Source organism: Verrucomicrobiota bacterium, assembly GCA_016871535.1.
Classification (GTDB): Bacteria; Verrucomicrobiota; Verrucomicrobiia; order Limisphaerales; family SIBE01; genus VHCZ01.
The window spans coordinates 1-12,207 of sequence record VHCZ01000186.1 but is presented as its reverse complement, the minus strand read 5'-3'; the positions used below and the strand labels follow the sequence as shown (position 1 = coordinate 12,207).

At 60.8% G+C, this 12,207-nt stretch carries 8 protein-coding genes and 1 pseudogene; 6 read left to right on the top strand and 3 right to left on the bottom strand.

All coding sequences use genetic code 11. The features are described from left to right. Positions 1 to 443 precede the first annotated feature (443 nt). Complete coding sequence (locus tag FJ398_19990; protein MBM3840201.1) at positions 444 to 2,963, bottom strand: carboxypeptidase regulatory-like domain-containing protein; 2,520 nt, start codon at positions 2,961 to 2,963, stop codon at positions 444 to 446. A 45-nt stretch (positions 2,964 to 3,008) separates the two neighbouring features. Next, complete coding sequence (locus tag FJ398_19985) at positions 3,009 to 4,175, bottom strand: DGQHR domain-containing protein (GenBank protein ID MBM3840200.1); 1,167 nt, start codon at positions 4,173 to 4,175, stop codon at positions 3,009 to 3,011. A 535-nt stretch (positions 4,176 to 4,710) separates the two neighbouring features. On the opposite strand from FJ398_19985, the gene FJ398_19980 reads away from it, so the two are divergent. After that, a complete protein-coding gene (locus FJ398_19980; GenBank protein MBM3840199.1) occupies positions 4,711 to 5,673 on the top strand; it encodes a J domain-containing protein in 963 nt (320 codons plus the stop codon). 10 nt (positions 5,674 to 5,683) lie between these two features. Next, on the top strand, positions 5,684 to 6,055 hold the full coding sequence (locus tag FJ398_19975; GenBank protein MBM3840198.1) for a (2Fe-2S) ferredoxin domain-containing protein: 372 nt from the start codon (positions 5,684 to 5,686) through the stop codon (positions 6,053 to 6,055). A 660-nt stretch (positions 6,056 to 6,715) separates the two neighbouring features. Here FJ398_19975 and FJ398_19970 read toward each other — a convergent pair. After that, positions 6,716 to 7,819, bottom strand: a pseudogene (locus tag FJ398_19970) (hypothetical protein). Positions 7,820 to 8,325: 506 nt separating this feature from the next. On the opposite strand from FJ398_19970, the gene FJ398_19965 reads away from it, so the two are divergent. The 4 genes from FJ398_19965 (at position 8,326) to FJ398_19950 (ending at position 12,146) form a co-directional block, all read left to right on the top strand. Continuing rightward, the gene (locus tag FJ398_19965) at positions 8,326 to 8,589 is read left to right on the top strand and encodes a hypothetical protein (protein ID MBM3840197.1); all 264 of its coding nucleotides are present in this window, start codon (positions 8,326 to 8,328) and stop codon (positions 8,587 to 8,589) included. Between the two features lie 97 nt (positions 8,590 to 8,686). Further along, positions 8,687 to 10,144: an aldehyde dehydrogenase family protein gene (locus tag FJ398_19960; protein ID MBM3840196.1), complete on the top strand. Its 1,458-nt coding sequence runs from the start codon at positions 8,687 to 8,689 to the stop codon at positions 10,142 to 10,144. Between the two features lie 96 nt (positions 10,145 to 10,240). Next, complete coding sequence (locus tag FJ398_19955) at positions 10,241 to 11,098, top strand: fumarylacetoacetate hydrolase (GenBank protein MBM3840195.1); 858 nt, start codon at positions 10,241 to 10,243, stop codon at positions 11,096 to 11,098. A 274-nt stretch (positions 11,099 to 11,372) separates the two neighbouring features. Beyond that, positions 11,373 to 12,146, top strand: coding sequence for a transposase (locus FJ398_19950; GenBank protein ID MBM3840194.1), 774 nt, complete (start codon positions 11,373 to 11,375; stop codon positions 12,144 to 12,146). Positions 12,147 to 12,207 lie beyond the last annotated feature (61 nt).

Here is a 12,207-nt window from a genome sequence, read left to right as displayed (position 1 = left end):
GCCGGATGGCGAGGCGCAACGAAGGAGAATATCCTCCCTGGATCTTCGACTGAGGAGCAACGAAGCCAGGCGGCCTTTGGCGCGAAAACCCTCCGGGCGGCGGGTCTTTTGTCCGTGGCCTGCGTTGCCTCGGTCCTTACAGCCCGCGTTGGGGATGCTCGGACCTCGCCGCCTTGGCCACAGCCAAAATCCTTCGCCGCAGGACCCCGCGCAATTTTCGGACACGCTCTCAGTCGCAGAGCCCTGGCTATGCTCCTTCGTCGTGCCTCGCCAGAAAGCGAAATCGCCTCCAGCAAAACCGGAATTTATTTTTGCACAGACCCTAAAGGCCACGGTCCGGGAGACGGGTTCATGGGAAGGAGGCCGTTCTTACTGCCGACGACCCCTCTCCCCAATCCTCTCCCCACTCGTTTCTCGCGGGGAGAGGAAGTAGAGGGCTGACGTTACGGCGGCGTCATCTTGCGGACCTGATCGACTGTGAGCTTCTTCACCGGAAGCGCCCAGCCCAGCAAATCGCCATTCGGAGTGAAGCCGCTGCCGTCCACATCGACGAAAATCGGATTGTGATATGCGAAGGGTTTGATGCGCGATTGCGTGCTGGTCCCGTAGCCGATCGACAGATCGAAGTTTTCGCCCACCGCCACCACAATGACGTGCGCGTCCTCCGCGAGCGGGACCTGGAGGTCGCGCTCGAATTTCACCACGCCGCTTCCGAACCAGTCCGCGTGGGTCTTGCGCGTGAAATTGAGATCCCTGCGCGCGCGGCCATTCACCAGCACTTGCACGCGGTCGATGTCGATCCAATCCGTGCACTGAACTTTCACGTGCAAGCGGACGCCGCCGGGCCCGCGCACCGTGCTGCCAGGCAAACTGCCCTCCTCCGTGCGCACCTGGAGGAAAGGGCCGGTGGTCAGGATCGAGCGGCCCGCTTTGGCGTGGCGGCTGTTCTCGCGCCAATCGATTTCCGGGGGATGATCGGATTTGCTCGGCATGTACATGCGCCAACTGCCGACGCCGTTGCCATAGACCGAATGCGCATCATTCACCGCCATGGCGGCGTAGCGATGCCCGCGATTGAGCATTTGCAGCCAGGTGAATTCGCGGATGTAGAACACGACTTCCTTGCCCGCGCTGTCCTTCCCGATGCGGAAGGGCCGTCCATCCAGGATTTCGCTCGTCGCATAGTTCTGCGTTTCCAACCCGTCGATCAACTGCGCGATGCCTTGAAAGCCGCCATCGACCTGGCCGTCGGCGTCGCGGTCGATGAAATTCTCGACCATGTCCGGGTGATTGATCTGAATCCAGCGATCCGGCTCCGCGCCTTGCCAATCGCGCAACGTGATGGCGCTGATGCGCGGGTCGCGGTTCCAAACGGGCGCGCCGTTGTCCTGTTTGAAGGGTTCGGGTTTGAACGGAAACGAATTGAGGTGCGGTCCGCTCCCGGTCAACTCGATCCCGGGAACGGTTTGCAGGAAATCGATGAGGCCAAGTTTCTGAATGTGAGGCCGCCAATCGTAGAGTCGGTTGTGCTCGGTCGTGGGCGCAAACTCAATGTGCTCCGCCGCGAGGTTGATGATGCGGTCGTCCGTGCCACAGGTGTTGTCGCCGCTCGGCGTGGAATGATTGTGGTAATCTGCGCTGACCCAGCCGGTCGTGTCCACCAGACGTTTGAGGATTCCTTCCACTCGCGCCGATTCTTCCGGACGCAGTTCGACCGGGCGTTCGAGGTGGCTGTATTCGATGCCGCGCGTCACGATCACTTTGTATTTGCCGGCCGGCAGCGGCACGCGAAAGCGGCCCGTCTCCGAGTGATATTGATCCACGCAACCGTGAGCGCGGTTGGGAGGGCCGAGGTGCGGCGACGGTGTGCCTTCGATGCCGTGGAACTGCGCCTTGCACGGCAAACTGCGGCCCGCCTCGTCCCGAATGTCGAATTCCACCACCGCCAGACGCTCCATGACGATGTCCAATCGCTGGGGTTGATCGGCGCTGGCGGCCAGGGTCTGTTTCACCGCCGCTCGGCCCGAATCGGTGAATTCCAAAAGGTACTCCGCTACCGGCAGTCGAAATTCGAACATGCCCTGGCGGTCGGGGTAAGCGACGCAATTGGTGGCCGTGCTCGCGGAATTGGTTCGAATCAAAATGGCTGCGGTCGGAACGGCCCGGCCATCCTTGTCATGAACTCGGCCGCCGAGCAAACCGGTTTTGCCCAGTCGCGTCGCGACGATGCCCACGGCTTCGGCGGGCGAAGTTCCGACCGCCAGGAACCGCGCATACTGCAAGGTCTGACCGGGCTGGAGTTCCACGGTGTCGGCCGGCGGCGGATTTTCGACCGCCGCAAACGCGTACCCCGCTTTGTCCGCCGGGTCCACCGCGTCGGCCCACCGAATGTCTGCGAGGGAATTCGTCCGCGCAAAATTCGTCCACCGATCCGGGGTCGTCACTTTGATCGCCTTGTGGGTTTCATTGCGCCAGGTCGTGGTCACCAGAATTCCCTGCCAGCCGTCGCGCAACCGGTACTCGTGGCGTTTGAACAACCCGCTGTTGCTCGGTCCCGTGAGCACGGCTTCCACGACGGCGTCTCCATCCCGGCCGTCGTTGGCGATTCGCACGTAAGAGACGGCGCCCATCTGGCCGGAGGGAGAGAAAATCGTGATTTGATCGTTGTGCGCGCCGCGCAACGTCAGATCATAGAGACAGCCGGGGGTCATGCCGTTGGTGCCGTAAAACGTGCTCATGTTGGCGCGCCGCAGCGGGAGGTTCCCGGAAATGACTGCTTCGACGAGGTCGTTGCGGAGCAGGAAGTCTCCGATGATGCCGTCGGCTTCTTTGCCTCGCGGCAGTTGGTCCGTGGTATTCGGTCCGATCTCCAAGGCCGTAGAGGCTGCGGCGGCTGTAACCAGGTTCGCGGTCAGCAGGAGTACGCAACCAATCCGCTTCCACGTTGAGGAAAAATGTTCCATGGGTCGAGTTTGTGAGCGTGATAACGTCTCTGACGAGGATTCAATCTAACTGCCCACCATTCGCGCTAACTCGCGGTGGATGCGGGCGACGCGTTCCACCTGGCCTCTGGCCGGGAAGCGTTCGTAAAATCCGTCACTGCGGAAAGCGCGCGCCTGCTCCGTCCAAGGCGACAGACGGCCGCGCCAGCGCTCGACGCGACCTTCTTCAGGTTCGGCGTCTTTGCTGGCCAGATCGGCGCAAACGCGGATCAAGGCTTTGAGCGTGACCGGTTTGGTGACCATGTAATTGGTGTTCCCCCAGGTTTCGCCCCACACCTGAGCACACGCCTTGAGAAAGTCACGCACGACGCGGTAATAGCGTTCCGCGGCACGCCGGTCCGTGCCTTCCGGTTCGATTTTTGCCCACGCCAGCTTTACCCATCGGTGGATTTCGTTGAACAGCTCCGCCTGCAAAATCCATTTCTCCTGTTTGCTCCGGCCTCCGAGCCGGTTGATGCGATAGCGCAACGGACTATCCCCTTCGCTGTAGAGCATCTCAACGATCCGCGCCGCGAACCGCCGGTCCGGCTCGGCCCACGAGACCCGCTCGTAGAGATCGATCAAATGGCTCTTGTTGATGCGGGTGGGAGTCGAGTTGATGATCACGAACATCTCCGTCGCGAAGTCCTCGCTCCGGGCGTCGAAGATCACGCAAGGCACGTGGATGTTCTTCGTTTCGTCCGGGTGAGTTCGTTCGTAGAAATGCAGCGCTGCCAATCGATGCTGCCCGTCGATGATGAGAAATTTTTCGTCCGGCTGTTGGAGTCGGCCCACGTTGGCTCCCGCGTCCAACGGATCGAACCTGAGTTTCTGGGGTGTGAATAAAAGGACGGTGCCCGGGATCGGCGGTTGGGAGATGGCGGTCTCGTAGAAATTGCGGATGGCGCGCACCTTGGACCGGGAGAGCGCGCGCTGGAAGGCCTTTTCGTTGCGTTCAATTCGCGCGATGAATTGGGCAACATCGTCTTCCTCTTCCACGGCTTCGGCTGGAATCGCTTCGCCTTCGTCGTAGAACCGGCTGATGAAGCGGACCCTGGTCAGCAGTTCCTCCGATGGATAAGCGACGAAATAGAAAACCGCATCCTTCTGCCGGATTTGTGTGCCGATCATAGCAGCGCCTTTTGTTTGAGTAGTTCGGGAGGCTACGTCACGTTCAACCGCCGGTACCCGCATCAACAGGTAAACCTGCCCGCTCCGAAATACAAGTGAGATGGGAGCGATGGGGTCCTTAAGCGCCTTGAACCCACGGATAAAATTTCTAAAACCACTATCACTCCAATACTCCAATACTCCGGCCTGATCCCCGCGCCTGCGAGTTGAGACCAAACCGCTTTCGACGAAAATATTCGGTAAAGGCAATCGCTGAATTGCCGATATATCTTGCTAGCAGAGTGATCCACGAACCGGTGAGAGCTGGCTCGTGAAGCAGCGATAGTTGGAACGACTCAATTGCTTCCATGAACCTCACGGTAGGGCGAGCCTGTCCCCAGCGAGCCGAGTCGGACGTGTTCCACACACGTCGAGCGGCTCGCCGGGACGGACTCGCCCTACCTGGTTCATGGGGCGAGAGCATGGGAATCAGACCAGGGAAGCTTCCCAGGGGAGGCGATGACAGACGCCCTTCTACGCTGCGCCAGGTCCAGGTTGCAGAAACCGAGTTATCGTCCAAATTAGGGTGGGTGTTGCCGCCTGGAAGTTGAGATCGATTATGATCGCCGACTTAAAAGACTACTACGAGTTGCTCGGAATCTCGCGCGAAGCAAGCGGGGAAGAAATTCGCAAGGCATTCCGCAAATTGGCGCGCCGTTTTCATCCCGATCTCGCGGACGACAAGGCGAAAGCGGAAGAGAAATTCAAGGAGATCAACGAGGCCTACGAAGTCCTCGGCGACCCCGAAAACCGGCGGAAGTACGATCTGGGGCAGGGACGGCGGCATCGGTTTTCCGGCTTCGGGTCGCGCCACATGCGGAGGGAAAACGACGGCTTCCGGAGCCGCAGCAGCCGCGAAGGTTTTCGGCCCTACACGGAACGCCCGGAGTTTCGGAGTTTTTACGAGGATTTCTTCGGGCGCAAGCGCAGCGGAACGAATGGCTTCTCCGGCTCGGAAGGAGAGGCGGGAAGGTCCTCAACTTCGGAGCGCTTCCACCGCTCTCCGCGGCCCGGGAACGACATCGAAGGTGAAATGCAGGTATCGCTCGGCGAAGTCCTGCACGGCTCCATTCACACCATTGCCGTGCTGCGCAACAACCCGTTGACAGGGGAAACCGAGCAACGCCCTTTGCACGTTCGGATTCCCGCCGGCGTCCGGGACGGCCAAGTGCTTCGGCTGGTCGGGCGGGGAGATTACGGGATTGAGGGCGGTCCGCCGGGCGATCTTTTCCTGCGGATTCGCTATGCGCGGCATCCTGAGTTCCAAGTGCGCGGCACGGACCTGACGCACGTCCTCGAACTGACTCCCTGGGAGGCGTTTTTCGGCGCGCGAAAAACTATTTCGACCCTCGACGGGGAAGTCGCAATCAAGGTGCCGCCCGCCACGCCAGGCGGCCAGCGGCTGCGTTTGCGAGGGCGTGGACTCCCCGACGCCGAGGGGATGCGGGGCGACCTCTACGCGCTGGTCTCGATCAAGATTCGCCTGAAGAACCTGGCGAAAAAGGTTTTCAAGCGCCGTTAGCCAGGGCGAAGTGAATCCGCAACTGCAGCAGGTCACGGAGACGCTCGGCCTGGAGAAGTTCTCCCGGCACATTTTCCTTTGCGCGGACCAGACCGAACCGCACTGTTGCTCCAAGGAGAGCGGCCTGGCTTCGTGGGAGTACCTCAAGTCGCGGCTCAAAGAATTGAAGCTCGCCGGTCCACAACCGCTCGTTTATCGCACGAAGGTCAATTGCCTGCGGGTCTGCTGTAGCGGTCCCATTGCGGTGGTTTATCCCGAAGGCGTGTGGTACCACTCCTGCACCCCTGAAGTGCTGGAGCGGATCATTCAGGAGCATCTGATCAACGGGAACGCAGTCCAGGAATTCGCTTTCGCCCGGAACACGTTGGGCCGACAATTGTAGCAATCCCAACTGCAAGCTGTTTGGGGCGGCAGGCACCGTCAAATCCTGCCACAGATCGCGCTAGGAGAGTCTTCTCAGACGCACTTCGCGGAATTCGACGACGCCGGTGCGGTGGTGCATTTGGAGCAACACAGAGCCGCTGCGATAGCGGTTGTCCGGATCGCGGCAGTCCACGGCGGCGTCGCCATTGACCCAGGTGCGCAGGTGATTGCCGCGCGCGGCGAGGCGGAGCGTGAACCACTCGCCGTCCTTGACACGTGGCTTGGGCGCGCGGGCGCTCGGCACCGCCAGACTGTAAATGCTCCCGGTGTAGTTGCGCGTGTCGCCGTGGTCGCACTGGGCCTCGTAACCTTCCGGATATTCGCGTTTGCGGTCCAAGTGAGGCTGGCAACGAAAGTAAATACCGCTGTTGCCGCGTCCGCCCGCAGTGTCATAGATGCGCACTTCGGCGAATAATTCAAAATCCTCGAATTGCTCGTAGGTCGCCAGGTAGCCCTGGCCGCCTTTGCCGATGAGAATGCCGTCCTTGACTTCCCAAACCGGTTGATGCGCGAATCGGTTCTCGCGCCAGCCATCGAGATTCTTGCCGTTGAACACGTCGATCCATCCGCCGTGGCGCGCGTTGGCGGCTTCAGGATGACGATAAGCGCCGAGGGCGTGGTCTACGGGGCTGTAAGCTAGCTTCAGGTCCGGCGTTTCGATGCGCCGATTTTTTTCAAATCGCGAATCCATGGCGGTGGAAAGAATGCCCGTGGTCAGCACGGTGCGTTCGACCGGATACGGCGGCCTCCCCGTGCGGACCATTTCCATGATCGCATTGGCCAGGTAATCGAAGTGCCCAAAGGTCGGCTCCTGAAGCCAGAATTGGGTCGAGGCGAATCCGGTGTCGCCACTGAGCTTCGCGGCGAAGAGGAATTGTTGCGCGAGGTTGTTCAACATCAGGCACGCCGCGCGGAAGCCATCGGCGTATTCGATCAGGAACGCGGCCGGGTTTGGACATCGGGACTCGAAATCGCCTTCGATCGGGGGCATGTGGCGGCTGAGCGCGGCGGCGAGCAGATCGCGGGAGAACCGGCCAGCTTTCATCGCGTCCCAGACCGCAGCGCCTTCCAGGCATTGGACGGACGCCACGCCGGGTTCACCCCCGCGGCGGCGCTCAATCATACATTGGAGTGTTTCAAGCGCGTGAAATCCGTACGCTTCGATTCCGCCGTAACCGACGGAGAGCGCTTCATCGACCGGCGTGCCGATGGGGATTTCCAGCCACGGACGCCGCCACGCCAGAGGCAGCGACGAACCCGCCATGAACGGAATGTTCAGCTCGCGCGCCTTCTCGTACATCCATTTGCCGTCCCCCCAGCGCGCCGCGAGATGTTTGTCCGTGAACACGGGTACGACCTCGCCGGCCTTCTGGAAGGCGGCGACCGTCTCCTCGAAAAAGCGGCGGCGCGGATAGAGATGTTGCCCGCGATCGTTGTGCGGATAGTTTCCGTGCTCGCCGATGAGCAGCACGCCGTCCACGGCGACCTTGCCGTTCGGGTCGAGAATTGCTTCCGCAATGCTGTTCACGATTGGGAAGCCGTACTGGCGCGAGAGCGCGCGGCTGAGGTCGTTCGCGGGGAATTGATCGACGTACATGGCGCGGATGGGCACCGGCGTCCAATGCGGCGTGATGTCGAGCTTGAGGCCCTGGATGAATTTGCCGCAGATCACATCGGCGTGCGACCAGGGGCGGTATTCGGTGACGACGGCCGCCACGCGCAGGCCGCCGGAACGGGGACGTGTGCGGGTGGGTTGGGCGAGTGTTGAGAAAACGGTGAGGCCGCCGGCGAGCTTGGTCGAGTGGCTTAAGAATTCGCGTCGTGTGAGCATAACGTAGGGGCTTGGGGCAGCATATTCATTCACGTGACAACCAACGCTCCGTGAACCGTAGATGGGCCGTGAGGTTTTGGAGTGCGCCAGTCTCCTGGCGCTTTCGATCTCTCGGACAGGTCCAAAAGCGGCAGAGAACCCTGGGCTGGAGGACGCAATCCCCTTGGGATTGGCGACCGCCGCCCACAGAATCGTGTAAGGAGCGCAGAGGTCTGCCGCACTCCAAGGCGCTGGCGCGGGCAGGGTACATCGTCGGAGCTTTCAAGTTTCACGAGAATCATTCCTTTTCCAGAGCAGAATCCTCAATGAAAATCCGCGTCATGCTGGTTGCACATCCGGGGGGGCATTACTAGTTTCTCCAGGGCATCATTCGAGCTGGAGAAACCGCGCCGGATGCGATGATGGAGAAATCGAGTTACGTCCTCGGCGTGATGTCGGAGCGGTTGACGGGCCTGGGGGGTTGCTGGGAATCGGTCACGGCGGTGGACGTTTACACCGCCCAACCAGTCGATGTCTTGCTTGAGAAAGCGTTGCTCCCCGGCCTCGGCTCCGCGGTTCGACACGGTTTGCCTTTGTTCCCCACACGCCCGCCCATCGTGGACATTGAGTTCGAGATGGATTTGAGAGGGGTGTTGACGGAATTGACAGGGGGAACGGGATGAGGCGCGAGGTCGTTACCTCGTTAAAAGGGTTAAATGGGTTACACAGGGCCACTTCCTGGTTTGAACTGCCGAATTCGGGCTGATACTGTCCTGGCCCATGCAGAAATATCAAAACCTGATCAACGGGGAGTGGGTGTCAGCAAAGTCGGGCGCAAGTTACCCAACTCGCAATCCCGCCGATACCCGGGAGATTGTCGCGGAGTACGCGCAGAGCGGGAAGGAAGACGCTGCCGCCGCCATCGACGCGGCACGCAAAGCGTCCGCCGGATGGAGCGCCACAACGCCGGTCGCGCGCGGGCGCATTTTGAGCAAGGCGTCGCAAATTCTCGAATCGCGCAAAGCGGCGTTGTCCGAATTGCTCACGCGCGAGGAAGGCAAGACCCTCGCGGAAAGCCAGGGCGAAGTTCAGCGCGCCATTGATATCTTTCGTTTTTTCGGCGGGTTGAGCTACACGCTGGGCGGGCAGACGATCCCGCACGATTTGCCGAACAATCTCCTCTACACAACTCGCCAACCGCTGGGCGTCGTGGCCTTGATCACGCCGTGGAATTTTCCTGTGGCGATCCCGGCCTGGAAAACGGCGCCCGCGTTGGTGGCGGGAAACGCGGCCATCATCAAGCCGGCCTCTGCAGCGCCGTCGATGACCGTGGAATTGGGGAAGGCCCTGGTCGAAGCAGGTCTGCCCAAAGGCGTGCTCAACGTCGTGACGGGCGAAGGACGCGCCGTAGGCGGGGAGTTGGCGGCGAATCCTACAGTGGCGGCACTTTCCTTCACGGGTTCCTATTCGGTTGGCCACCAAATTTACGCGCAACTGGCCCCGCGCATGGCGCGCGCGCAAATGGAAATGGGAGGGAAGAACCCGACGATTGTTCTTGCGGATGCGGACCTGGACCTGGCGGCGACGCTCGTTGCCAAAGCCGGCTTCGGATTGACCGGGCAGGCTTGCACTGCGACCAGCCGGGCAATTGTGGAGAAGAGCGTTCTGGGCGCGTTCACGGAGAAGCTGGTCGCCAAAGCCAAGGCGCTGAAGGTCGGCAACGGCTTGAAGGCCGGCGTGGAAATGGGACCGGCCGTGAGCCAGGCGCAACTCGAAAGCAATCTTCGCTATGTCGAAGGCGCGTTGAAGGAGAGCGCGGAATTGGTCTGCGGCGGCCAGCGCCTTGCGGAGGGAGATTGTGCGCACGGCTTTTTCATGCAACCGACCGTCCTGGGCAACGTGAAACCCCGCATGACCATCGTTTGCGAAGAAGTCTTCGGCCCGGTGGTCGCTGTGCTGGCCGCCGAGAATTTCGACGACGCCATCGCGCTGGCCAACGGCGTGGACGTCGGCTTGTCCGCGTCGATCGTCACCCGCGACATCAAGAAGGCGATGCTCTACGCCGAGCGCATCGAGGCCGGCGTGGTGAAGATCAACCAGATTTCAACCGGGTTGGCCCTCCAGGCCCCGTTCGGTGGCGTCAAGAAGTCGAGCACTGACTCCTTCAAGGAACAGGGCGCGGGCGCGATTGATTTTTACTCGCGAGTGAAAACGGTTTATCTGGATTATTCGGCGTGAATCAGCCCAAGCACAGGATGCCTCTTGTTTCCCACTGTGATCTTTGTGCTCTCTGTGGCTAATCAACCGCCGTTCTAAAGTTCAATTGAAGGAACAATGAAGATTTGTCGATTCAGGGTTCGCGAAGAGCAATGTCGCGTAGGCATCTTCTCGGAAGATTCGTCGATCCTCGATCTGAGCGCCGTGGGAATCAATACCCTCAGTTCGCTGCTCCACGGCGAGGACGTAATTCAGCGATTGAACGCACTGGCGAGAAGCGATCTGCCCAGGCGTTCGTTGCAGGAGGTCGCGCTGGTGACCCCGGTCGAGGGCCAGGAGGTTTGGGCCGCGGGCGTCACGTATCTCCGCAGCAAGAAGGCGCGGATGGACGAATCGGATTTCAGCGCCGGTGCTTACGATCGAGTCTACGCGGCAGATCGGCCGGAGCTTTTTTTCAAGTCGCTTCCGGAAAAGGTCGTTTCTCCGGATCAACCGGTCGGCATCCGCAAAGACGCACGGTGGAACGTGCCGGAACCCGAACTGGCGCTCGTGATCAGTCCTCGAGGAGAGATCGTGGGCTACACCATCGGCAATGACATGAGTTCGCGGGATATCGAAGGGGAAAACACGCTGTACCTGCCGCAGGCGAAGGTCTATTTGCATTCCTGCGCCGTGGGTCCGGTCGTGAAAGTGGCGGCCAGCGAAGCCGAGGCGCGCTCGTGGAGAATCCAACTACAGATCGAGCGCGCGGGTCAGACGGTGTTTCAAGGGGAGACTAGCGTCGGACAAATCAAGCGGTCGTTCAGCGAACTGGTGCAATACCTTTTCCGAAGCCAGACTTTTCCCAACGGCGCCGTGTTATTAACAGGGACCGGGATCGTTCCTCCGGACGATTTCAGCCTGCGTCCTGGCGACGAAGTCCGAATCTCGATTTCGGGCATTGGCCTGCTGAGGAATATCGTGGTTGAGGTTTAGCCCTTCAGACAGGCTTTCAGCGGACCGCGGCCTTGAGGCCGCTTCAGCGGGAAAACGCCGGCGCGCGGCGCGGGGGAGTCGTTCATTCATACGCCTTGGCCTGTGCGAACGCTGAGGCGCCGTGAACGGCGCGGTCCGCCAGGCTGTCCGGACCGCGGCATTTATGCCGCTTCCGCCGAAACAGGTCAGAGGGCTGGGCAAATCCCAGGCGCTGGGAGACGTTGACCCTCAAGCGCCGTGAACGGCGCGTTCCGTCCAAAACAAAACTGGTGTTTTGGCCGAATCTCCTTACACTCCCCGGTTGAAGCGCGACCAAGCCACGCTTCACATCGCCATGGAACCAACCCACTCCAATCCGAACCGCAGCACTCCACCCAAGAATCTCGGTCTCCTCAAATTGATCCGCGCCAAACGTGAATGGACCTGGAGACCGTCCCTTGAAGAATTGAAGCGGGGGTTTCGCGGCTGGCATCAGCGCGGGCACCTGCCGCACTTCGACGCGCCTGGCGTCATGCAGTTTGTCACGTTCGTTCTCGCCGACGTATTTCCAGCCGCACGCCGCGTGGAATGGGAACCTCTCTTGAAAGAAGCGCACGGTTCAGCCAAGCGGCGGCAACTCGAACAATGGCTGGATTGCAGCCGCGGCGCCTGTTGGCTGCGTCAACCAAACGTGGCTGAACTCGTCGAGCAAATCTTGCTGGAGGCCGACGGACACGATTACCGGCTACTGGCCTGGGCGATCATGCCGAATCACGTTCATCTGCTGGTGTCGGTTTGGGACGTCCCTCTCGTCCCACTGATCAATCTCTGGAAAGGGAAATCTGCGCGCGAGGCGAACAAACTCTTGAACCGGTCCGGCCGCTTCTGGTTTCCGGATTACTTCGACACGCTCGTGCGTGATGAAGAGCACTGCGGCAAGGCGATTCGATACACCGAACAAAATCCCGTGAGAGCCTTCCTGGTGCAGACTGCCCGCGACTGGCCATTCAGCAGCGCGCGGCGTCGCGACGAATATGAACGGCTGCCCTGGCAGCGGGAAGGGACATAGAAGCGCAGCCGGACCGCGGCCTTCAGGCCGCTTCAGCGTGAGCAATGCCGAGGCGTTCGGG

What these genes read in the sequence shown, in the direction of transcription:
- FJ398_19985 (MBM3840200.1), bottom strand. Translation starts at nt 4,175, where the DNA reads ATGCGGGTACCGGCGGTTGAACGTGACGTAGCCTCCCGAACTACTCAA.
- FJ398_19965 (MBM3840197.1), top strand. Translation starts at nt 8,326, where the DNA reads ATGATGGAGAAATCGAGTTACGTCCTCGGCGTGATGTCGGAGCGGTTG.
- FJ398_19980 (MBM3840199.1), top strand. Translation starts at nt 4,711, where the DNA reads ATGATCGCCGACTTAAAAGACTACTACGAGTTGCTCGGAATCTCGCGC.
- FJ398_19960 (MBM3840196.1), top strand. Translation starts at nt 8,687, where the DNA reads ATGCAGAAATATCAAAACCTGATCAACGGGGAGTGGGTGTCAGCAAAG.
- FJ398_19955 (MBM3840195.1), top strand. Translation starts at nt 10,241, where the DNA reads ATGAAGATTTGTCGATTCAGGGTTCGCGAAGAGCAATGTCGCGTAGGC.
- FJ398_19990 (MBM3840201.1), bottom strand. Translation starts at nt 2,963, where the DNA reads ATGGAACATTTTTCCTCAACGTGGAAGCGGATTGGTTGCGTACTCCTG.